The following is a 21,690-nucleotide window of genomic DNA, read 5'->3' on the forward strand; positions in this document are numbered from 1 at the left end:
ATTGCGCATCGAGTACATCGATCCGCATCAGTCGAAAAGGGACGGTCGAGCCGATCAGGATGCTGGCGTCTGGCGAGCAACGACAGCCCGTGCCATGGCCGGCTCCGGAATCCTGCGCCAGACCAGCCACGCAAGGACGGCGCCAAGGCCCATCAAGGGTACTACGACTGATATGCCCATGATGGCATCGCCCATGAGGCCGGAAAGGACAGCGCCGAGCAGGCCCGCGCCCATCTGCAGGAACCCGCTCAGCGATGAGGCCGCGCCGGCGTTTTCTGGATAGGCTGCAACGGTTGCTGCGGACATTGCCGGCATGACAAAAGCGTTGCCGAAGATGAAGATCGCGATAGGCGCCATCACCGTCACGAAGGTCGCTTCGAACAGACCAAGCAGGATTGCCATCGCTATTGCTGCGAGCGAACTGAAAATGAGCCCGAACGGCACCATGCGATAGGCACCGTACCGCGGAATAAGGCTGCGCATCACCAACGAACCGGTGATGAAGCTGGCGGATTGCAAAAGCATGGTCAGGCCGAACTGCGCTGGGCTGAGGCCAAGCCGAGCCATCAATACAAAGGGAACGACAGTAGACATCGTGTAATAGGCACCGAGGGTGCCGGCGATGACGAGGCTGGAGCACAGGAAATAGCCGTCGCCAAGGAGCTTGCGATAGGTCGCCAGAACGGCCATCGGCCGGACGCGGGACGGGTCGCGCTCGACCGTTTCGACCAGAGCGAACTTGACCGTCAAAAGTGCCGCAACCCCCATTGCAAACATGATCAGGAAGATCGCGTGCCAATCGGCGACTTCCATCACCAGTCCGCCCGCAGTCGGGGCAAGCGCTGGCGCAAGCGCCAGGATCAGGGTGATGAGATTGAGGATGCGCGCCGATTGCTCGTGGGCAAAGAGATCGCGGACGATCGCGCGCGACAGGGCCAGGCCGACAGCCGCACCTGCGCCCTGAAGCAGCCGGGAAAAGATCAAGATATCAATCGAAGGTGCGACGAGCGCCCCCAGGCTACCAACGAGATAGAGCCAAAGGAACGCCATCGTGACCGGCTTGCGGCCATAGCCGTCCGAAAGCGGGCCGCAGACCAACTGGGCTAAAGCGAAGCCCGCGAAATACAAGCCGAGCGTCATTTTCACGGCATCTTCGGTCGTACCGAAGGCATGGACGATCTCTGGCATGGCCGGCGTGAAAAGCGACAGCGAGGCCGGCCCGATCCCGGCAAGCACGGCCCCAACGATGGTTACGCGTCGCTCGCTCATCAGGCCTGCGGGGCGCGCGCTGTGGGGATCGATGTTCATGGCGCAAGCCTCCGGCTGGATGGTCGGCAGGCGCCAGTTCGGCTGAGTGCCTACATCCACTTCCAACCGGGGTTACGAAGCGTCATCGGTCATTCGGACTATGCCAATGACATGCGCGAATCCGCCCACTTGATCGGGCAGAGAGCAAAGAGGCCGCATGTTCCAGCATACGGCCCTTGCGCGCCCAGGGGTTAAACGGCCGAACCGTGGAGGTCGTAGGCGTCTGCGCGTTCGATCTTCACGGTGACGATGTCGCCGACGCGCAAGGGGCGGCGCGACTGGATATGAACCGAGCCGTCGATCTCGGGCGCGTCGTATTTGGTGCGGCCCTTGGCCAAAGTGCCTTGCGCCTCGTCGATGATGACGGGCAAGCGCTTGCCCACCTTCTTCTGGAGCAGACCAGCCGAGACCTTCTGCTGGCGCTGCATGAAGCGATGCCAACGCGCTTCCTTGACCTCTTCAGGGACCTGCTCGAGACCGAGATCGTTCGACCGCGCGCCCTGAACGGGCTCGTATTTGAAGCAGCCGGCGCGCTCGATCTTGGCTTCGTCGAGCCAGTCGAGCAGCATTTCGAAGTCTTCGTCCGTTTCGCCCGGAAAGCCGACGATGAAGGTCGAGCGGATTGCGAGATCCGGGCAGATTTCGCGCCAGCTGCGAATGCGCTCGAGCGTCTTTTCGCCATGTGCCGGGCGGCGCATGTTCTTCAGCACCTGCGGCGAGGCGTGCTGGAACGGGATATCGAGATAAGGCAGAATCTTGCCCTCGGCCATCAGCGGAATGACATCGGCCACATGCGGGTAGGGGTAGACATAGTGCATGCGCACCCAGATGCCGAGTTCGCCGAGTTCCTGCGACAGGTCGAGGAACTTCGCCCTGACCTCGCGGTCCTTCCATGGAGAGGAGGCGTATTTGATGTCGATGCCATAGGCGCTGGTGTCCTGGGAGATGACAAGCAGTTCCTTGACGCCGGCATTGGCGAGCTTTTCGGCCTCGCGAAGCACATCGCCGGCCGGGCGCGACACCAGGTCGCCGCGCAGGTCAGGGATGATGCAGAACGTGCAGCGATTGTTACAACCCTCTGAAATCTTGAGGTAAGCGTAGTGGCGCGGGGTCAGCTTGACACCCTGCGGCGGCACCAGGTCGGTGAATGGATCATGAGCCGGCGGAGCCACTTCATGCACGGCTGCCATGACGCTTTCATAGGCTTGCGGACCCGTGATCGCCAGCACGTTGGGGTGCTTTTCGCGGATCAGTTCCGGCGTCGCGCCCATGCAGCCGGTGACGATGACCTTGCCGTTTTCCTTGAGTGCTGTGCCGATCGCGCTCAGCGATTCATCGCGCGCGGAATCGAGAAAACCGCAGGTGTTGACGACGACGAGGTCGGCGCCGTCATGCTTGCGGCTAATCTCATAGCCCTCGGCGCGGAGCCGCGTGATGATACGCTCGGAATCCACCAGTGCCTTGGGGCAGCCAAGGCTGACGAAACTGACGCGGGGTGCTGCGGACATGGGCAGGTTTCCAATGGAAGCGGGCCGGAAACCCTGAGGTCCGGCCCGGAAATCTCGGACGAAAGTCGGTTTGCAAGCTCGCTGGCGAACTCAATTTGAGCGGCGCAATAGCACAGTTCCCCAATCATGAAAACCTGGGGACTGCCGGCAAACAGCACGGGCTGGAAAGGACCGGCCCGTGCTGTGCTGCCCTCAAAGGTCAGTGGCCGCCGGCGCTCGGACCGAACCACGGCGCCAGGAAGGCGAAATGATCCGGGAACTGCTGGACGGCGCCGTCGAGCAGCATCTTCACGGCGACATAGAAGATGATCAGCAGGCCGATATAGGCGATCCAGCGATACTTGTGCAGCAGTCGCGCCACGAAGGACGCGGCAAAGCCCATCAGCGCGACCGACAAGGCCAGACCGATGATCAGGACCGTCGGGTGATCCATTGCTGCACCAGCGACGGCGAGCACGTTGTCCAAAGACATCGAGACATCAGCGATGACGATCTGCCAGGCTGCCTGGGCAAAGGTCTTGCGCGGGCCCTTGCCGGCTACCGTTCCATCCTTGTTGTAGTCTGCATCGGCGAGCGCTTCGGTTGCGTCCTGCTCTTCCTGATGGCTGACGCGCAGTTCGCGCCACATCTTCCAGCAGACCCAGAGCAGCAGTAGACCGCCGGCGATGAGCAGCATCGGCCCGACGGCCAACAGCCATTGGGTAATGAGCGCGAAAAAGATACGCAGAACGGTAGCCGCAGCGATACCGACGAGAATGGCCTTCTTGCGCTGGTCGGCGGGAAGGCCGGCGGCGGCAAGGCCTATGACGATGGCGTTGTCGCCGGCAAGGACCAAGTCGATGGCAATGACTTGCAGAAGGGCCGTAAAGCCTGCGGCTGTGAAAATTTCCATGTCGACGTGACCTCTCCGTAGCAGCGTCGAAACGGGCTATAACGCGAGCAGGTGGCGCGTCAACCGAAGAGCGACAGGTTTGTATGAAATCACCCGGAACCGGGCTTTTGCTGACGCGTAGCTGACAAATTCAGGTGAAAACTAGTCTATCGAGGGAAGCTGCACACCGATAAATGCGTGTCAGTCGCAGTAATGCCTGACGCGCCCCGTGGGGCTGGCCACGCTACGGCATGCAAGCGGATCGGAATTCCTGCTCTCGCCGACGCCGCCAGATTTGCTTTTCGGGCCGCGCCGCGCCGACATGGCCTGCTGTTCGACGAAACGAATTTGTGGACCGCCTTCCGGGTAGCGTGCGGCCAACTCACGCTCGGTGGCTGCACGCTTGGCCTCGTCATCCTGCCAGAAGCGTCGGGAATCCATATGCTTGGGGATGATCACCGAACCATCGGACGAGCGACTGCAGCCACCCAGAAGTGTGGCGGAGAGGCAAACCAGGAGCGAGAATGCCGAATGGTACGAAAAGCTCATGCCAACTCTATATCGTGCGCAGAGACGCCGATAAAGTATCTATTTTCAAGCGGTTGAGATGAAGGGTGAAGTCGCTTCGAGCGGCGGGGCAGGCGTGTCTATGCAGGAGCCAGGCAAACGCTCAGGATTGCGGCCAACGCTGGAGTGCTGCACGTCCTGAATCGGTCAGACCATAGACCCCGCGTTCAATCCGCACGAACCAGCCATAGACATTGTCCAGAAGTATCTTCGGAGCGCGCGAAACCGTCTGGGCCAGGTCGCGTGGCCGCAGCGGGCCGGAAGCCAGGCCAGCGGCACATCTCAATGCGTCCTGGCGATAGGCGGTCATGATTGGAGACCGCGTGCTGCCACCAGCCACCGGATCACCCTGCCGGCGCCGGTGTTCGTCGATGAGCCGGGACCGACGTTTGGGATCCCGCCGTGGGGCTGGAGCGATCGGGCTGAGCAGCACCTCCACCCGGTCATTGTCGAGAACACCAAGCAATCCAAACCCGAGCCGTCGGCAAAGGATGCGAAACCGCTTGTCGCTTTCGCGTCCCTTGCCGCGCCTGGACATGCGCGCCGCGAGCCAGATTTCATCGGCTGCCGCAGCCCTGTCTACTGCCTGCAGGACCAGTTCAAGATTGAATTGCAGCTTGAGTTCGCAAACCACCACGACCGGCGGTGCGTCGGCGCTAAGCGCCACCAGGTCGCAACTACCGATCTCGCCTTTGACCTCGAACCCCAGCCCTTCGAGGAAACCCTTAACCGGGCCATAGAGCGCCGTTTCGTGCAATCAGATACCCCCGTGTCAAAATATTCCGACAGCCGTTTGATCATAAGAAGAAATTTCGAATGATGTCGCCAACCTCAACGCCAAAGCTGGTTTGCCCTATCATTAACCAGCGTCGCTCGTAGACGTAGCGCATGTGGCCAGCGATCTGGCCGCGACTTTGCAATTTTCCCAAGTATTCCGGCTTGCCTGCAAATTCCAGACGGCTTGTAACGCCTGCAGGTCACGTCCGTGGACACAACGCCGCGAATTTTCACTCCCCTTAGCCGCGATCGGATTGACGCGGATCAATTACAGGCCGTGCAAGCCTGTTTAAGAATGTCGCATACCGCAGGACTCCTAGACGTGAGGAGGACCGACTGCCATGTCCGCAATCAATGCGCTCGACACCCCGCAGGCGATCTCCTCGCCAGTGCAAAAACTGACTCTGCTGCCTTTGGTGGCGCTTGTCGTAGGGTCGATGATCGGCGGTGGTGTCTTCAATTTGCCGTCGGATATGTCGCGTGGAGCGTCGCCAGGCGCAATATTGATCGGTTGGTTGATTTCCGGTGTGGGCATGCTCATGCTGGCTTTCGTCTACCAAAACCTGGCAGTGCGCAAACCGGATCTGAACGCTGGCCCATATGCCTATGCGAAAGCCGGGTTCGGCGCCTTTGTCGGCTTCAACAGCGCATGGGGCTACTGGCTGAGCGCCTTTCTGGGAAATGTCGCCTATGCGGTCGCAATCTTCTCGGCGCTTTCCCACTTTTTCCCGGTATTCGGTAACGGCAACAACCTCGCATCGATCCTCGGCGCGTCGATCTGCCTGTGGCTGGTCCACCTGCTCGTCCTCAGTGGAATCAAACAGGCGGCATTCGTCAACGTCATCACGACCATCGCCAAGCTCGTACCGCTGGTCATTTTCATTCTCATTGCGCTGGTGGCATTCAACTGGGACAAGTTGACCTTCAACTTCTGGGGGCGGGGCGACATTCAAGGCGTCGGCGGACTTGGGTCGATTTTAGCTCAGGTCAAGAGCACGATGCTTGTCACTTTGTGGGTGTTCATCGGCATTGAAGGGGCTAGCGTGTACTCAGCTCGCGCTGAGCGTCGTGCGGACGTCGGTCGCGCAACGGTGATTGGTTTTGCCGGAGCGCTTGCGATCTACGTTCTCGTATCGCTGCTTGCTACGGCGGTGATGAGCAGGCCGGAGTTGGTCGACCTGAAAGTCCCCTCCATGGCCGGCGTGATGCAGGCGCTCGTTGGCTCCTGGGGTGCAGCGCTGATCAACGTCGGGCTCATCATTTCCGTCGGCGGCGCGTTCCTGTCCTGGACCCTGCTTTGCGCGGAGATACCGTACACATGCGGCCGCGACGGAACCTTCCCGAGGTGGTTTGCGGCAGAAAACGCACACGGGTCGCCGGTCAACTCGCTATGGGCAACGAATGCGCTCATCCAGGCATTCCTTTTGCTCAGCTTCTTTTCGAAGAGCGCCTATCAGTTCTTCTATCTCATCGCGTCGGTGGCGATCCTGCCGCCATATGTGCTGTCGGGCGGCTACGCGCTGAAACTGGCCCTGACCGGTGAAAGTTACACGGGCGAAAAATCGCGCCGCAACAAGGATATACTGATCGGCGCGCTCGCCACCGCCTACGGCATCTGGCTCGTCTATGCGGCTGGCCTCACATATCTGCTGATGTGCGCCGTGCTCTTTGCACCAGGCATCCTAGTCTATCTCAAGGCACGAACCGAGCACGAAGAGCGCGCCTTCTCGGGTATCGAATATGTCATCGCTGCCGGCATCGTCATCGCTGCCGCCGTAGCGGCCTGGCTGATGTGGACCGGCAAGATCAGTCCACTGTGAATGCAATCGGGGGCACATTGAAGAGGAGACGACCGATGCGACAGTTCGGCGTACATTCAGAAATTGGCAAGCTCAGAACTGTCATGGTCTGCCGGCCTTCGCTTGCCCATCAGCGCCTCACCCCGGGCAATTGCCACGACCTGTTGTACGACGATGTGATCTGGGTCCACGAGGCACAGAAAGATCACTACGACTTCGTGTTGAAGATGCAGGAACGCGGCGTCGAGGTCCTCGAACTCCACGACCTGCTCGCCGACACCCTCGCCGAGGGCGACGGCCGCCAATTCGTGCTCGATCGCCTGATCACTCCAAATACGGTCGGCTTGCAGAACGCAGCCTTCATGCGGCCGTGGCTGGACGATTTGGAGCCGGCCCGACTGGCACTCCATGTCATCGGCGGAATCACCGTCGCCGATCTCCCCGACGGTCTGGGGAAAGAGCTGATGGCAGAAGCATTCGGCCACGCCGAGTTCGTCCTGCCGCCGATACCGAACACCTTGTTTCAGCGTGATCCGTCTTGCTGGATCTATGGTGGCGTAACATGCAATCCCATGTTCTGGGCGGCTCGCAAGCCGGAGACCCTGGTCCAGCGTGCGATCTACAAGTTCCATCCCTCGTTCAGACAGGGAGACTTCAAGATCTGGTGGGGCGATTCCGACGAGCCATTCGCCAATGCCACAATAGAAGGTGGAGACGTCATGCCGGTCGGCAAGGGCGTGGTGCTGATCGGGTTAGGGGAGCGCACGACCCATCAGGCGGTGAGCCAGGTGGCTCGAGAGCTGTTCCGCAGCAAGGCAGCAACGCGCATCATCGGCTGCCTTATGCCCAAGAGCCGCGCGGCGATGCATCTCGATACGGTGTTCAGCTTTTGTGACCACGAGGTGGTGACCATGTTCCGGGATGTCGTCGACCAGATCCGCTGCTACAGCTTGTATCCGATCGATGAGAGCGGTCGCTTCGAAATCCGCCGCGAGGACCAGCCGATGCTCTCCGTCGTCCAGGAGGCCCTTGGCCTCGGCAACCTGAACACTGTGGCGACCGGGGGAAACTTCTATGAAGCCGAGCGGGAACAATGGGACGACGGCAACAATGTCGTGGCGATCGAGCCTGGCGTTGTCGTGGCCTACGACCGCAACACATACACCAACACGCTTCTGAGGAAAGCCGGCGTCGAAGTCATCACGATCCGTGGCTCCGAGCTCGGACGCGGTCGCGGTGGCGGCCATTGCATGACGTGCCCCATCTGGCGCGAGCCAGCCTACTGAAATCTTCGTTGTCGAGATTTATCGGGAGTGAAATCATGGGCTTCAACCTTCGCAACCGTTCGCTGCTCACGGTGCAGGACTACTCGCCACAAGAGTTCCGCTATCTTCTCGATCTCGCCCGCGATCTCAAGCGAGCCAAATACGCGCGCACCGAACAGAAGCATCTCGCCGGCAAGGAAATTTGCCTGATCTTTGAAAAGACCTCGACGCGCACCCGGTGTTCATTCGAGGTTGCCTGCTACGATCAGGGCGCCAACGTCACCTACCTCGATCCGTCCGGATCGCAGATCGGGCACAAGGAGTCGTTCAAGGATACGGCGCGCGTGCTGGGACGCATGTATGACGCGATCGAGTACCGCGGTTCGGCACAGGGCGGCGTCGAGCAACTGGCGAAATATGCCGGCGTTCCCGTCTACAACGGACTAACCGACGAATACCATCCGACGCAGATGCTCGCCGACGTCATGACCATGCGCGAGCACAGCGACCGGCCAATCGCCGAGATCAAATATGCCTATGTGGGCGATACGCGGTCGAACATGGGGCATTCCCTGATGATCGTCGGCTGCCTGACGGGCATGGATGTCCGGATCTGCGGGCCGAAGCAATTGTGGCCATCGGATGACTACGTCAAGATCGCCAAGGAACTCGCCGCTAAGTCCGGCGCCAGGCTGACCATTACAGATGACGTAAAGGCGGCCGTGAAGGGCGTCGATTTCATCCATACTGATGTCTGGGTATCGATGGGAGAACCCAAGGAAGTGTGGGCGGAGCGCATCAAGCTGCTCAAGCCGTATCAGGTCAACCAGGCGATGATGGAGGCGACCGGCAACGCGCAGGTCAAGTTCATGCACTGTCTGCCGGCATTCCATGACACGGAAACCACTGTGGGCAAGCAGATCGCCCAGGATCACGGCATGTCCAACGGCCTCGAGGTCACCAACGACGTGTTCGAATCCGATGCGAATATCGCATTCGAACAGGCCGAAAACCGGATGCACACCATCAAGGCCCTTCTGGTCGCCACGATCGGGGATTGATCATGCGTATAGTTATCGCACTTGGCGGAAACGCGCTCCTCAAGCGGGGCGAACCCATGACCGCTGAGGTCCAGCGGCGGAACATTCGTACCGCTGCCGAATCTATTGCCCCGGTCACTGCCGAACACCAGGTGGTGATCAGCCACGGCAACGGTCCGCAGGTGGGGCTCCTTGCGCTGCAAGGGGCGGCCTACAAGGCTGAAGAAGCCTATCCGCTCGACGTCCTTGGCGCCGAGACGGAAGGCATGATCGGTTACATGATCGAGCAGGAGCTTGGCAATCTGCTGCCATTCGAAGTGCCTTTCGCCACCTTGCTGACGATGGTCGAAGTCGATGGCAACGACCCGGGTTTCAAAAACCCGACCAAGTTCGTTGGGCCCGTCTACGACGAAGCCGCAGCCAACAAGATCAAGGCGGAGAAAGGCTGGGTCTTCAAACAGGACGGCCCCAGCTGGCGCCGCGTGGTGCCGTCGCCAATACCCAAGCGGATATTCGAAATCCGGCCCATCAAATGGCTGCTGGAGCAGAGCACGGTCGTCATCTGCGCCGGCGGTGGCGGCATTCCCACGATGTATGACCCGACTGCGAAGCGCAAGCTCGTCGGCGTCGAAGCCGTTGTCGACAAGGATCTCTGCTCGGAACTCTTGGCGCGCGAGCTGGAGGCGGACCTGTTTGTAATGGCGACGGACGCCGCAGCCGTTTTCACCGGCTGGGGCACGCCGGAGGCCAAGGCGATCCACAAGGCCAGTCCGAAGCTGCTTTCGCAGTATCAGTTCCCGGCTGGCTCGATGGGGCCGAAGGTCGACGCCGCCTGCCGCTTCGCGCTGACCACCGGACACGCTGCGGCTATCGGTGCGCTGGAGGACATTCCGGCCATCGTTCGCGGCGAGAAGGGAACCATAGTGAGCGACGAATTCCAGGAGATCACCTGGCACGCATGACAAGGGGCCCGGGGAGGCCCCTGTAAATGGCGCAGGAAACTCCAGTTTCAGATGAAGGCGGCAGTGGGGTGAGGCTCCCGTCGTTGCTCGACTCACTGATCCCGGTCATCGCACTGATGGCGCTCCTCGCGCTGTCCTACTTTCTGTTCGGCAGTTCTGCTTCCTCGGGTCCGAACCAGGTTGCGCTGCTGTTCTGCGGGACCATCGCAGCAGGGATAGCCTACAAGAACGGAATGCCGTGGGACGGCATCCGGCAGGCAGCGGTCGATGGGGTCGCCGCGGGCCTCCCGGCTATCATGATCCTGCTCGCAGTCGGCGCGCTGATCGGCACCTGGTCGCTCAGCGGTACGATCGTCGCGATGATCTATTACGGACTGAAAATCCTCAGCCCGAATTTCTTCTACGCAACGACTGCTCTTGTATGCGCCGTTGTCGGCTTCAGCATCGGCAGTTCCTGGACCGTCGCTGGCACGATAGGCATCGGCCTTATCGGGATTGCAATCAGCATGAATCTGTCGCCTGCTATCACGGCAGGCGCTATCATTTCGGGGGCCTATTTCGGCGACAAGGCGTCACCGCTGTCGGATACGGCAAACCTCGCAACAGCCACCGCTGGGTCTGGCATCTATACGCATATTCGCGAATCCTTGTGGACGTCGCTGCCCTCACTGTTCCTCGCCGTGGTGATTTTCGCATTCCTGGGGGCACCAGGGGACTTCGACGCATCACGGGCCCTTGCTCGTATCGGCGCCTTGGTAGTGATCTCACCGTGGGTCTTCTTGCCTTTCCTCTTCGTCGTGGGCCTCTCGCTCGTCCGATTTCCGCCATTCGTCACGATCTTCGTGGGAGCGCTTGTCGGAGGCATCGTGGCTTGCTTCCACGATCCGTCGCGCGTCATCGCGTTTGCGGGCGATCCTGCGCTGCCGTCGGCCCTGGCATTCTTGAAGGGCGTGTGGTCTGCCATGGCTACCGGATATACTTTCCGCAGCGGCGACGTGGCCCTCGACACGATCATGACCCGTGGCGGCATGTCCAGCATGATGAACACAGTGTGGCTCATCATCAGCGCGCTCGCCTTCGGCGCGATCCTCGAGCATGCTGGCCTGCTCAACCGGCTCATCGCGCCGATTGTCGACCGGGCAAAATCGATCGGAGGCCTCGTCGCCACGCTGGTCGCGACCTGCATAGGTGCCAATCTGCTGACCTCGGATCAGTACATTGCCATCGCGCTGCCAGGCCGGTTGTTCAGACCGATCTTCGCAAAACGTGGTCTGGCGCCCGTGCTCCTGTCACGCGTGCTTGGCGACTCGGCCACGGTCACCTCACCGTTGATTCCATGGAACAGTTGCGGGGCCTATATGGCGGCGACGCTCGGTGTGCCCACCACGGCCTATTTCGCATTCTGCTTCTTCAACTTCCTCAATCCTATGTTCACGATCCTGTTCGCGGCCTTCGGCCTGAGAGTGTTGAAAGTGGCAGCGCGTTCGGATCGCAATGGCGATGCGGACTCGTCCCAGGGGGCGGCTATGGCCGAGCCTCCGGACCACACAGGACGAGCGTATTGAGCTCGCTCTGGCGAACACCCCGGCCGAATCTGTGGCATTCGCGGTCCAGTATCTCGCGAAGCCACGCAGCGTCCCTCTCCGATGCGCGAGCAAGGCGGAGCTTGTGCAGGCGGAAGGGCACCATTTCGAGGCTTCGCAGGCGATGGCTCCGATCCTCTAGATCGACAAAATAGGCCAGCGTAAGATCGGGGCGCAGTTCGTCATATCCGCGTATCCCCTCATAATCGTTGATGAAATCCCCGCATCCATAGAGGATCGGCTTGCCGGCATGGACCTCGATGCCCAGCGGGTGATGCGACGAGTGCCCGTGGACGATATCCACCTCGGCACGGTCGATCAGGGCGCGGGCGAAGCGCAGATGCTGCGCAGGCAGGTCATAGCCCCAATTGGAACCCCAATGGATCGAGACAAGGACGAGATCGCCGGACTGCCGCCACTTCGCGATGCCGGCAGCGACGCTTGCGAGACAGCGCTCGCCGAGGTCGAGCAAGAAATTCACGCCCGGCCGTCCTTTGCCTGCGGCCCATGAGGCGGGAACCCCGCTCGCGGGACAGGCAAACGCGAAGACGAGCACGCGCTTGCCGGGGACCTTGTCGAGCAGGGCAGGGCGCATGGCGGCATCGGCATCGAGCCCCGCGCCGGCCGTGGCGATCCCGGCCCGCTGCAAGGCCACCAAGGTATCCTTCAGGCCCTCCATCCCCCAATCGGCGATGTGGTTGTTGGCAAGGGTGCAGCAGTCGATTTCAGCCGCGACGATGCAGCCCACATTGTCGGGATGCATGCGGTAGTTGATGCCTTTCGGTTCGGGCTTGCCGCGAGCGGTGATGCTCGTTTCGAGGTTGATGATCCTCAGATCAGGCTCGCGCCTGTCGATCTCGTCCAACGCGTCGCCCCAGATGTAGTCGAAGGGCACCGCCCTCGGGATTTCGCCGGACAGGCGTTCCGCCAATCGCACATAGTCGAGCGCCGAGCGGACATGGGACTCGTGAATGGCCGGATCGGAGGGATGCGGCATGATCTGATCGATACCGCGGCCGGTCATGACGTCGCCGCACAGAAAAAGCCTCATCGTCCACAAGCCTCTGTTCCGGCCGGGCGGAAATGCTCGCAGGGTCAAATTCGTCGCGATCTGCTTCTTCGCGCACGACATTAGCATACGGCATTTTACGGCGGAATTGGCGATGCAATCCTGCCTCGCGGCAGGGCTCTCTTCGGTCTTCATCGCGCTACCGTCCAGATGCCGGGTGGGCCAGCGTTCCGGCCCGACAAACATGATCGAAATGGCGCCAGAAGCAGCAAGAAGATGCACGGAGAAGCGCATAGGCCGGCGGAAATGCCGGCGGACGCTTCGGGGCAAGGGCGCCAGAATTGCGGTTTACGTTTCGTTTACCATGGCCTACACCCGCGATCCGATTTGCAAGGACCTGCCTCCGTGAACAGCGTCGCCCCCACCGAGAAGAAGTCGATACGCTTCCGTGCGCGCTCGTTCGTCGCCTTCGCACTTGTGCCCGAAGCACCTTTGGCCGAGTGGTTCCAAGGGTTGGATGGCTGGATCGAGAATTCTCCCGGCTTCTTTTCCGGTCGCCCGGTAGTGCTCGACCTGAACATGCTCAAGCCGGCAGTGAGCGACATTGGCCCCCTGGTGTCTGAACTCGCCGCCCGCGGGATACGGGTCTATGCGATCGAGGCCAAAGGCATCGATGCCCTGGGTCCCGAATTGCCTCCGCTGCTCGTCGGGGCCAGGCAAACGGTCATCGAGGAGTTGCCCGAGGAAACAGAGCAGAACGCAAAGGCTGCCGCGCCGGCCAAGCCGGAAGAGGCGTCGGCCTCGAGCACACTGATCATCGAATCGCCGATCCGCTCCGGCCAGTCGATCCTTCACCCCGATGGGGATGTGATCGTTCTCGGTTCGGCCAGCTCCGGATCCGAGATCATCGCGGGCGGCTCCATTCACGTCTATGGCACCTTGCGCGGACGCGCCTTCGCCGGTGCCTGGGGAAATCGCAAGGCGCGCATCTTCTGCCGGAAAAACGAAGCGGAACTTCTGGCCGTGGACGGCTGGTACCGCACTGCCGAAGACATGGAACCATCCTCGCGGGGCAGGGCGATACAGGCCTTCCTCGATGAGGGCGTCGTTCTGGTCACGGCCCTCAACTGACAATATTGGAGATACAAGACATGGCCAAGGTAGTGGTCGTCACATCCGGCAAGGGAGGCGTTGGCAAGACGACCTCGACTGCCGCCCTCGGCGCCGCTTTGGCCCAGACTGGCAAGAGGGTCGCCCTCATCGACTTCGATGTTGGCCTGCGCAATCTCGATCTCGTCATGGGTGCCGAGCGGCGCGTCGTGTTCGATCTCGTCAACGTGACGCAAGGGGTGGCCAAGCTTTCGCAGGCGCTGATCCGCGACAAGCGCGTCGACACGCTTTTCCTGCTGCCCGCCTCGCAAACGCGCGACAAGGACGCTCTCACCGAGGAGGGCGTCGCCCATGTGATCGGAAGGCTGCGCGAAAAATTCGACTATGTTCTGTGCGACAGCCCGGCTGGCATTGAGCGGGGCGCTCAGCTCGCCATGCGCTTTGCCGACGAGGCGGTCATCGTCACCAATCCAGAGGTGAGCTCCGTCCGCGATTCCGATCGCATCATCGGCCTGCTCGACGCAAAGACATTGAAAGCAGAGCAGGGCGAGAGCGTCATCAAGCACATTCTCGTCACCCGCTACGACGCGGCGCGCGCCGCGCGCGGCGAGATGCTCAGCATCGACGACGTCCTGGAGATCCTATCCACACCACTATTGGGGATCGTTCCAGAGAACCAGGGCGTACTGCGCGCATCCAATGTCGGCTCGCCGGTGACGCTCAACGAGCCCACCAACGCAGCCGCGCGCGCCTATGTCGACGCCGCGAGACGTCTGGAAGGCGAGGACGTGCCGATGGTCCTGCCTGTAGAGAAGAAAGGCCTCCTTAACCGTCTCCTGGGTAGGAGGGTGGCATGAACCTGTTCGACATTTTCAAACGTCGCGCCAGTGCGCCGGTAGCGCGCGAGCGCTTGCAAGTCCTGTTGGCTTACGAGCGCAACAACCGCAATCAGCCCGATCTCGTCGCCGTGTTGCGTGAGGAGATCATGGCCGTGATCGCCAGGCACGTTCAAGTCAACCAGGACGACGTTCGCATAACCATGGATCGGGGCGCGACAACGTCGACGCTGGAGATCGACATCCACATTCCCAATGCAGGTACCGCGGCCGCGTTCTGACGAACTGCTGCTGCATCGACCGCTAGAGTGGCAGACATTCCGACGAAACGGAGCTGCCGCTCTCACGCCTGCCCAATCCAGCCTAGCTTTCGCTCCGAGCAGAGAACGCTTCGCCCTTCACGTCTTGCTCGGCAGCCATGCGCCATCTGACGTGCTGCTCAGGCGCGGTGAGGCGATCGCGCCATGAACGCGGGAAACGAGCGAAGCATCATACCCGGCGAGCGCTGACCGCCAATTGTCGCCTTGCAGCATGGCGAAGACGGCCGCCACGGGTTCGATCCCTGCCGTGCGCAGGAGACGAAGTACTGCCAGCATCGAGGTGCCGGAGCTTATGACATCGTCGACTACGACAACGCGCTTGCCCATCAGCAGCGGCAACATGCGCGGATCGAGATAGAGCCGCTTGGCATGAGTCGGGCTGGTAATCGAGCTCATCGGCTCGGAGAGTTCCTCGCAGTACCAGAATTTTCTGGACGTCCCGAGCGCCACCATCCGCGAATGACCGAGACGCCGTGCCACGCCATTGGCAAGCGGCAGGCCGAGCGTCGGCACGCCGATGACCACCTCCGGCTCGTACGCCGAGGCAAGTGCCGCCATCGCCTCCGTCAGCGCATCCTCGACGGCGAAGCTCGCCTGGTTGACGATCAGCGAGGCCACCGCCTTGCCGCCATCGCCCGGAAGCACGCGGATGGGCAGCGCGATCTGGCGCCCGTCGGCGAGTTGTGCCGGAAAGAGTTCGCGAAAACCCTCCACAGGGTCCATGTCGAAACTACCGGCCGGATAGACCGTTTGCCAGAATTGATGCGGAGCGAGTGGCACAAGCGAACTTTCTGTTGCAGAAGGAGGTGCGGCGCGGACGGTCCCGCGCACCACGAAATCGACGACACAGGCCGGACGGAGTTTTAGCGTGATGACATCGGGCAAGGCCAACGACAAGGGCGAAATCGAGATGCTGACGGCACTGCGCCGCGACATCCACGCTCATCCCGAGCTCGGCTTCGAGGAGGTTCGCACCAGCGGCATCGTCCAGAAGGCGCTGGCGGACGCCGGCATCGAGGTCCACGCAGGCCTGGGCAAGACCGGCGTCGTCGGCACGCTCAGACTCGGCGAGGGCGCGCGACGCATCGCGCTGCGCGCCGACATGGACGCGCTCGCCATGCCGGAGATGGCCGAGGATCGCGCCTACAAATCGAAGGAAGCCGGCAAGATGCACGCCTGCGGCCATGACGGCCACACGGTGATGCTGCTGGGCGCTGCGCGCGAGCTTGCCCGGCGCAAGAATTTCTCCGGCACGGTGCATTTCATCTTCCAGCCGGCGGAGGAGGGCCGCGGTGGCGCGAAGGCGATGATCGAAGACGGTTTCTTCAAGCAGTTTCCGGTCGATGCGGTCTATGGCCTGCACAACATGCCGGGCATTGCGCCCGACAGCATGGCGGTCGTCGCCGGCCCGCAGCTCGCCTCTTCCGACCGCTGGACAGTGACGTTCAAAGGCATCGGCACCCATGGCGCCAAGCCGCATCTCGGCCGCGATGCCATGACCGCCGCTGGCCAGTTCCTGACGGCACTTCACACTATCGTCGCGCGTCGCGTCGACCCGCTGCAGCCAGCCGTAGTCAGCGCCTGCGCCATGGAGGCCGGCAGCTTTGAAGCGCTCAACGTCATTCCCGACCTGGTGAAGATCGGCGGCACCTCGCGCGCTTATTCGGCTGCCGTACGCGACCAATTGGAAGAAGAGATCGGCGCATTGGCGCAGGGCTCGGCGCAGCTCTATGGCATCGAGGCCGACTACCGCTATTTCAGGCAGATGCCACCCGTGGTCAACGACCGCGACGCGACGCGGCGGGCGCTGGCGGCGGCGCAAAGTGCACTCGGCATCGACAAGGTGATGACCGAGTTTCCGCCCTCGACCGCCGGTGACGATTTCGCCATGTTCGGTCAGGAAGTGCCGGGCGCCTATGTCTGGCTCGGCAACGGTCCGGCAGTCGATGGCGCGCTGCACCACAACAGCCGCTACGATTTCAACGATGCGGCCATCGCCACTGGCGTAAAATTCTGGACCACGCTGGTCGAGCAGGAACTGGCTGTAGCGTGATTGCGCGGTCGTCATCCTGAGTGCGGCTTCGCCCCCGGGATGACGAGATTCTCACTCCGCCGACAGGCGCTCGTAGAGCAGCTTCAGCACCGCAGCACTCTCGACCTTGAGCGCCACCGATACGGAAGAACCAGTCTCGTCGACGCTGAGCGCGCCGGCATCGCGCGTCGTGCCGGTGTCAACCGAGAGCTTCAGGGTCTCACAGCCGAACAGGGCCTCATCAAGCGCCAAAAGCATGACGCAAGGGTCATGCAGCGGACGGCTCTCGCCACCAGTGGTCGACTGGAAATAGGCGTCGATGAGCGCCCCCGACGCCACCGCCGCCGGTACGCCTGTGTTCTGCAGCATCGCCGTGTCGTCGCGCGTGGCGCGGACCTTGCGCGTCACGTCGAGCGGGATCAGCGTCATTTCGAGACCGGCGTCGAACACGATCTCGGCGGCCTCGGGGTCGGCGGCGATGTTGAATTCGGAGCGCGGGCCGATATTGCCGGGCTCATAGACCGCACCACCCATCGCGATAACCCGGCCGATGCGCTTGGCTGCGTCTGGGTGTTCCTGCACAAGTCGGGCGATGTTGGTGAGCGGTCCGAGTGCCAGGATGGCGATGCTACCTGCATCAGCCGTGTCGAGCGTCTCGCGCAGCCAGGCCACTGCGTCGTTGCCTGCAGGGGCTGCCAGCGGGTCCGGGAACGCCACGCCGCCAAGCCCGTCATTGCCGTGGATGTCGGCGGTGTCGAAGCCTTTTCGCGACAGCGGCCCGGTGGCACCGGCGATGACCGGCACGTCGTTGCGACCTTCCAACGCCAGGATGCGGCCGGCGTTGCGCGTCGTCGTTGCGATGCCGATATTGCCGGCAACAGTCGTGATGCCCTTGACGTCGAATTCCGCCGACTTCAGTGCGAGCAGGATTGCCACCGCATCGTCGATGCCGGGATCGGTGTCGATGATGACAGTGCGGGTGGGGTTCTGCTGCATCGCGCGACCTTTCGTTTCAGTCTCAAAACAAGTCTGGCTTCGCTTCCCATTTTCGGGTCAGGTGAATCAAGCTGAAATACATGACGACACCCAAACGAGTTTACGAAATTGACCGACGCCACTGACCGCCCAGACGATCTTTTGATCGATGCCGCCGACGAAATCCGCATCCGCCAGCATCTGGTCCTTGTCGCCCTGGGCAAGCACGAGGCCGATCGGCTCGTCCAGCTCGGCCGCGTGCTCGACGTGCACACCGGCACCTGGATGGACGATTGCGAGGTGGCGATCAGCGGCCGGCGGATCGCCTATGTCGGTCCGGCGGGTACCTTTCCGGGCAAGGCACGCGAGACCATCGATCGCACGCATCTGTCGGCTGTGCCCGGCTTCGGCGAGGTGCACAAGCATATCGAAAGCTCGCACCTGACGCCCGAGCATGAGGCGGCACTGGTCATGCCGCGCGGCAACACCTGGACCTGTGAGGCGAGCCACGAATTCTCCAACGTCAACGGCCCGAACAACCTCGAATTCTGGCTGACGGCACGGCGCGCCGGCTCACCGATGAAGATCTTCCCGCTGCCCGGTTCGGCCGTGCCGCCGACCGCCTATGAATGCGGTGGGGGGCATTTCGGTTATGACGAGCAGGCTGCCTTCCTCGCCGAAAGCGCGATGGTCGCCGGCCTCGACGAGGTGATGGACTGGCCTGCGGTGTGGAACCCGGAAAATCCGTCCTACGGGCGGCTGTGGGGCATGATCCAGGCGACTTTCGAAAAGCGCGGCGTCGTCGAGGGCCATGGCTCGGGTCTGCGCGATCTGGCCTCGATCAATGCGTTTTCGGCCGCGGGCCTGTCGTCCGATCACGAAGCCTGGACGCCTGAGGAAGCGTGGGACAAGCTGAGACGTGGCATCTTCATCGAAATCCGTCCCCATTCGATGCCCGACATCATCAATGGCCTGCTCGAGCGCGGGCTGCGCGACTGGAGCCAGGTGGCCTTCGCCACCGACGACCGCAGCGCCTCTGACACGCTCAAGATGGGCGCGACCGACTACAATGTCCGGCTCGCCATCGAAAGCGGGCTGGCGGCTGAGATCGCCTATCAGTGCGTGTCGATCAACCCGGCGCGGCACATGCGATTGACGCCATTCGTCGGCTCCATTGCGCCCGGCCGCTTCGCCGACATGGTGATGCTCGACAAGGCGGCAACGGTGTCGATTTCAGAGGTCTGGGCTGACGGCGAACAGGTCTCCGCGGGCAAGACCTTCACCGGCCACCTGCCGCGCATCGACTGGCCCGACTGGGCGACGAAAACGGTCAATATCGGCCGGCGGCTTTCCGCCGGCGATTTCGCCATTCGCGCCGAACCGGGCCGCGAGACGATGCAGGCAGCACTGCTTAGGCCATTTCACTGGGACGACAATTTCATCACCGGCGAACTGCCTGTGGTCGACGGAGAGGTCCAGCGCGACAGCGAGCGCAACATCACCAAGTTCGCGATCGTCGACCGCTTCTCGGGCGAGGGCAAGGTGGCCAAGATGTTCTGGCTCGGCTGCGGGCCGAAGACACCCGACACCGCCGTCGGCTGCACCGTGGCGCATGACAAGCACAACATCTGGGTCGTCGGTTCATCCGACGCGGCGATGGCCGAAGTGGTCAACCGCATCGTCGACAACCAGGGCGGCTGGGCGCTGGTCACTGGCGGCGAGGTGGTTGCCGACGTGCACTACGAGGTCGGCGGTCTCATGACCAACCGCCCCGCCGAGGCCCTCGATGCCGAGATGGAAAAGCTCTACGCCGAGGCCAACAAGATCGAATGGCTCTATGAACCGACCTTCTCGCCACGCTGGTTCCCGGGCTTCCCCGAGCGGCTGCAGTTTGCAACCCTGACTTGCGCGCCGTGGCGCTGGGTGCTGGTGGCGCCGACCGATGCGGTGCCGCAAGGTTTTGTCAATGTGCAGACCGGAGCGAGCCACCCGGTGGTGTGGTGAGGACAGGATTATGAGTACGTCCTTCGAGGCTCGCCCGCCCATGCTGGTGTTGGTTCTGTAACGGCGTTGCGGGCTCGCACCTCAGGATGAGGACTGTTGAGCTGGGTGCCAGGCGAGGCGTAGGAATGCGAATTGCGGCAAGTCTTGAGGGCAGCTGAACCTAGTCAAGCCTTGGGTGCAGTCTCTCAGAACAGCGCGCTCGCACAACGGTCCTCATCCTGAGGTGCGAGCCCGCGAAGCGGTTGCAGATGTTCCAAAAGTGTTGGCGGGCGAGCCTCGAAGGACGCACCCAGCCGAAACCGCCTCGTTCAGTGCGCCTCTTCGGCAAAAGCCGCCAGGATCCGCGCCCACGAACGGATGCCCTTCCGGAAACTGCTGAGGTCGTATTTCTCGTTCGGGCTGTGGATGCGGTTGTCGAAACGGGCGAAGCCTACGAGCAGCGAATCCATGTCGAGCTTGTCTTTGAAGGCGCTGAGAATCGGGATCGATCCGCCGGTGCCGGCGACCGCCGCTTCGCGCTGCCATTCCTCGGTCAGCGCACTGAGCGCCTTCTGCAGGAACGCGCCATCGATCGGCATGACGGTTGCGGCACTCGCGCCATGGTCGAAGAATTCGACCGAGCAATCTGCCGGAACGCGCGCTCGAACGTGAGTGCGGAACGCAGCACGGATCTTTTCAGGGTCCTGGCCGGCGACCAGCCGGAACGACAGTTTTGCCCTGGCTATGGCCGGAATCACGGTCTTGAATCCTTCGTCGTTGTAGCCACCGATGACGCCGTGGATCTCGCAGCTCGGCCGCGCCCAGACCTGTTCGAGTACCGAGCGACCCGCTTCGCCGGCCGGCAGGCTGAGCCCGATATTGCCCAAGAAGCCCTTTTCGTCGAATGGCAACCGCTGCCATTGCGCCTTCACCACCTCGGGGAGTTCCTGCACGCCGTCATAAAAACCTTCGACAGCCACGCCGCCATCGGGCGTGCGCAGGCTCGCAAGTATGTCCGACATCAACTGCAACGGGTTGCGCGCGGCATTGCCGTAGATGCCCGAATGCAAGTCGCGATCGGCGCAGGAAATCTCGATCTCTTCCTTCAACACGCCACGCAACATGGTGGTGACAGCAGGCGTCTCGGCGTCCCACATGTCGGTGTCGCAGACCAGCACGACATCGGCCTTGAGCTCGGCGCCGGTCTTTTCGAGGAAGGGCGCCAGACTCGGGCTCGAAATCTCTTCTTCGCCCTCGAACAGCACGGAAACCTGGATCGGCAGGCTGCCAGTGACCGCCTTCCAGGCGCGACAGGCCTCGACGAAGGTCAGCAACTGGCCTTTATCGTCGGAAGCGCCGCGCGCGACGATATGGGTGTCGCCGTCGGGCTGAGGCACGAGCTTGGGCTCGAACGGATCGGAGTGCCACAGCGCCAGCGGATCGACCGGCTGGACGTCGTAGTGGCCGTAGAACAGCACATGCGGGCCATCGCCTGAACGGTCATGGCCGACAACCATCGGATGGCGCTCGGTCGGGCGCACCGAGGCGTCGAAGCCGAGTGCTGTGAGCTCTTTCGACAGCCAGTCAGCGGCGCGGCGGCAATCGGCGGCATGAGCCGGATCAGTCGACACCGAGGGAATGCGGATCAGGTCGAACAACCGCTGAAGGCTGGCATCGAGATTGGCGTCGACATTGGCGAGCACCTGGTCGAGGTGTGCTGCGGATTCGTTTCTGTTCACTCGCGT

The 21,690-nt window shown here is 62.1% G+C and carries 19 protein-coding genes; 10 read left to right on the forward strand and 9 right to left on the reverse strand.

Annotated features, from left to right (window positions below; translation table 11 throughout):
- Positions 1–54: 54 nt before the first annotated feature.
- The 5 genes from ABSY17_RS13570 to ABSY17_RS13590 form a co-directional block, all read right to left on the reverse strand.
- Complete coding sequence (locus ABSY17_RS13570; RefSeq protein ID WP_378951498.1) at positions 55–1,308, reverse strand: multidrug effflux MFS transporter; 1,254 nt, start codon at positions 1,306–1,308, stop codon at positions 55–57.
- Positions 1,309–1,499: 191 nt separating this feature from the next.
- Complete coding sequence (gene rimO, locus ABSY17_RS13575; protein WP_378951501.1) at positions 1,500–2,816, reverse strand: 30S ribosomal protein S12 methylthiotransferase RimO; 1,317 nt, start codon at positions 2,814–2,816, stop codon at positions 1,500–1,502.
- Positions 2,817–3,015: 199 nt separating this feature from the next.
- Complete coding sequence (locus ABSY17_RS13580; protein WP_378951504.1) at positions 3,016–3,708, reverse strand: TerC family protein; 693 nt, start codon at positions 3,706–3,708, stop codon at positions 3,016–3,018.
- 180 nt (positions 3,709–3,888) lie between these two features.
- A complete protein-coding gene (locus ABSY17_RS13585) occupies positions 3,889–4,236 on the reverse strand; it encodes a hypothetical protein (protein ID WP_378951507.1) in 348 nt (115 codons plus the stop codon).
- A 121-nt stretch (positions 4,237–4,357) separates the two neighbouring features.
- On the reverse strand, positions 4,358–5,011 hold the full coding sequence (locus ABSY17_RS13590; RefSeq protein ID WP_378951510.1) for a DUF2161 domain-containing phosphodiesterase: 654 nt from the start codon (positions 5,009–5,011) through the stop codon (positions 4,358–4,360).
- A 361-nt stretch (positions 5,012–5,372) separates the two neighbouring features.
- Between ABSY17_RS13590 and arcD the strand changes: the two genes are divergently transcribed.
- From arcD to ABSY17_RS13615, 5 genes are read left to right on the forward strand one after another with little or no spacing between them, the layout of a single operon-like run.
- Positions 5,373–6,851, forward strand: coding sequence for an arginine-ornithine antiporter (gene arcD / locus ABSY17_RS13595; RefSeq protein WP_378951513.1), 1,479 nt, complete (start codon positions 5,373–5,375; stop codon positions 6,849–6,851).
- Positions 6,852–6,886: 35 nt separating this feature from the next.
- Positions 6,887–8,116 carry an arginine deiminase gene (locus tag ABSY17_RS13600; RefSeq protein WP_378951516.1) on the forward strand — a complete coding sequence of 410 codons (1,230 nt, stop codon included), beginning with the start codon at positions 6,887–6,889 and terminating at the stop codon, positions 8,114–8,116.
- Positions 8,117–8,151: 35 nt separating this feature from the next.
- Positions 8,152–9,156: an ornithine carbamoyltransferase gene (locus ABSY17_RS13605; protein ID WP_378951519.1), complete on the forward strand. Its 1,005-nt coding sequence runs from the start codon at positions 8,152–8,154 to the stop codon at positions 9,154–9,156.
- 2 nt (positions 9,157–9,158) lie between these two features.
- Complete coding sequence (gene arcC / locus ABSY17_RS13610; protein WP_378951522.1) at positions 9,159–10,097, forward strand: carbamate kinase; 939 nt, start codon at positions 9,159–9,161, stop codon at positions 10,095–10,097.
- 26 nt (positions 10,098–10,123) lie between these two features.
- Entirely contained in the window at positions 10,124–11,662 is a 1,539-nt protein-coding gene (locus ABSY17_RS13615; RefSeq protein WP_378951525.1) for a Na+/H+ antiporter NhaC family protein, read from the forward strand.
- Here ABSY17_RS13615 and ABSY17_RS13620 read toward each other — a convergent pair.
- Entirely contained in the window at positions 11,622–12,731 is a 1,110-nt protein-coding gene (locus ABSY17_RS13620; protein WP_378951528.1) for a CapA family protein, read from the reverse strand. The two genes, ABSY17_RS13615 and ABSY17_RS13620, sit on opposite strands and share 41 nt — an antisense overlap.
- A gap of 363 nt (positions 12,732–13,094) precedes the next feature.
- On the opposite strand from ABSY17_RS13620, the gene minC reads away from it, so the two are divergent.
- Genes minC through minE form a run of 3 tightly spaced genes read left to right on the forward strand, consistent with a single transcriptional unit; the run spans position 13,095 to position 14,916 of the window.
- Positions 13,095–13,820: a septum site-determining protein MinC gene (gene minC / locus ABSY17_RS13625; protein ID WP_378951531.1), complete on the forward strand. Its 726-nt coding sequence runs from the start codon at positions 13,095–13,097 to the stop codon at positions 13,818–13,820.
- A 20-nt stretch (positions 13,821–13,840) separates the two neighbouring features.
- Complete coding sequence (gene minD / locus ABSY17_RS13630) at positions 13,841–14,656, forward strand: septum site-determining protein MinD (protein WP_378951534.1); 816 nt, start codon at positions 13,841–13,843, stop codon at positions 14,654–14,656.
- A complete protein-coding gene (gene minE / locus ABSY17_RS13635; RefSeq protein ID WP_378951537.1) occupies positions 14,653–14,916 on the forward strand; it encodes a cell division topological specificity factor MinE in 264 nt (87 codons plus the stop codon). The genes minD and minE overlap by 4 nt, the downstream gene beginning before the upstream one ends.
- 117 nt (positions 14,917–15,033) lie before the next feature.
- On the opposite strand, the gene ABSY17_RS13640 is transcribed toward minE, so the two are convergent.
- A complete protein-coding gene (locus tag ABSY17_RS13640; protein WP_378951539.1) occupies positions 15,034–15,678 on the reverse strand; it encodes a phosphoribosyltransferase in 645 nt (214 codons plus the stop codon).
- 148 nt (positions 15,679–15,826) lie between these two features.
- Between ABSY17_RS13640 and ABSY17_RS13645 the strand changes: the two genes are divergently transcribed.
- Entirely contained in the window at positions 15,827–17,008 is a 1,182-nt protein-coding gene (locus tag ABSY17_RS13645; protein ID WP_378951542.1) for a M20 aminoacylase family protein, read from the forward strand.
- Positions 17,009–17,059: 51 nt separating this feature from the next.
- On the opposite strand, the gene ABSY17_RS13650 is transcribed toward ABSY17_RS13645, so the two are convergent.
- On the reverse strand, positions 17,060–17,983 hold the full coding sequence (locus tag ABSY17_RS13650; protein WP_378951545.1) for a nucleoside hydrolase: 924 nt from the start codon (positions 17,981–17,983) through the stop codon (positions 17,060–17,062).
- Between the two features lie 108 nt (positions 17,984–18,091).
- Here ABSY17_RS13650 and ABSY17_RS13655 point away from each other — a divergent pair, with 108 nt between their 5' ends.
- Complete coding sequence (locus tag ABSY17_RS13655; RefSeq protein WP_378951548.1) at positions 18,092–19,966, forward strand: adenine deaminase; 1,875 nt, start codon at positions 18,092–18,094, stop codon at positions 19,964–19,966.
- Positions 19,967–20,274: 308 nt separating this feature from the next.
- Here ABSY17_RS13655 and ABSY17_RS13660 read toward each other — a convergent pair whose 3' ends face one another.
- Positions 20,275–21,684, reverse strand: a complete 1,410-nt coding sequence (locus ABSY17_RS13660; RefSeq protein ID WP_378951551.1) for a M20/M25/M40 family metallo-hydrolase — start codon at positions 21,682–21,684, stop codon at positions 20,275–20,277.
- Positions 21,685–21,690: the final 6 nt, after the last annotated feature.

It is taken from the genome of Mesorhizobium sp. ANAO-SY3R2, from assembly GCF_042466635.1.
Taxonomy (GTDB): Bacteria; Pseudomonadota; Alphaproteobacteria; order Rhizobiales; family Rhizobiaceae; genus Aminobacter.

Excerpts from the sequence above, each read along its gene's own strand:
- ABSY17_RS13580 (WP_378951504.1), bottom strand. The coding sequence starts at position 3,708 with ATGGAAATTTTCACAGCCGCAGGCTTTACGGCCCTTCTGCAAGTCATT.
- ABSY17_RS13650 (WP_378951545.1), bottom strand. The coding sequence starts at position 17,983 with ATGCAGCAGAACCCCACCCGCACTGTCATCATCGACACCGATCCCGGC.
- ABSY17_RS13600 (WP_378951516.1), top strand. The coding sequence starts at position 6,887 with ATGCGACAGTTCGGCGTACATTCAGAAATTGGCAAGCTCAGAACTGTC.
- arcD (WP_378951513.1), top strand. The coding sequence starts at position 5,373 with ATGTCCGCAATCAATGCGCTCGACACCCCGCAGGCGATCTCCTCGCCA.
- rimO (WP_378951501.1), bottom strand. The coding sequence starts at position 2,816 with ATGTCCGCAGCACCCCGCGTCAGTTTCGTCAGCCTTGGCTGCCCCAAG.
- ABSY17_RS13605 (WP_378951519.1), top strand. The coding sequence starts at position 8,152 with ATGGGCTTCAACCTTCGCAACCGTTCGCTGCTCACGGTGCAGGACTAC.
- ABSY17_RS13620 (WP_378951528.1), bottom strand. The coding sequence starts at position 12,731 with ATGAGGCTTTTTCTGTGCGGCGACGTCATGACCGGCCGCGGTATCGAT.
- ABSY17_RS13570 (WP_378951498.1), bottom strand. The coding sequence starts at position 1,308 with ATGAACATCGATCCCCACAGCGCGCGCCCCGCAGGCCTGATGAGCGAG.
- ABSY17_RS13645 (WP_378951542.1), top strand. The coding sequence starts at position 15,827 with ATGACATCGGGCAAGGCCAACGACAAGGGCGAAATCGAGATGCTGACG.
- ABSY17_RS13640 (WP_378951539.1), bottom strand. The coding sequence starts at position 15,678 with ATGGACCCTGTGGAGGGTTTTCGCGAACTCTTTCCGGCACAACTCGCC.
- minD (WP_378951534.1), top strand. The coding sequence starts at position 13,841 with ATGGCCAAGGTAGTGGTCGTCACATCCGGCAAGGGAGGCGTTGGCAAG.
- ABSY17_RS13615 (WP_378951525.1), top strand. The coding sequence starts at position 10,124 with ATGGCGCAGGAAACTCCAGTTTCAGATGAAGGCGGCAGTGGGGTGAGG.
- arcC (WP_378951522.1), top strand. The coding sequence starts at position 9,159 with ATGCGTATAGTTATCGCACTTGGCGGAAACGCGCTCCTCAAGCGGGGC.
- ABSY17_RS13585 (WP_378951507.1), bottom strand. The coding sequence starts at position 4,236 with ATGAGCTTTTCGTACCATTCGGCATTCTCGCTCCTGGTTTGCCTCTCC.
- minE (WP_378951537.1), top strand. The coding sequence starts at position 14,653 with ATGAACCTGTTCGACATTTTCAAACGTCGCGCCAGTGCGCCGGTAGCG.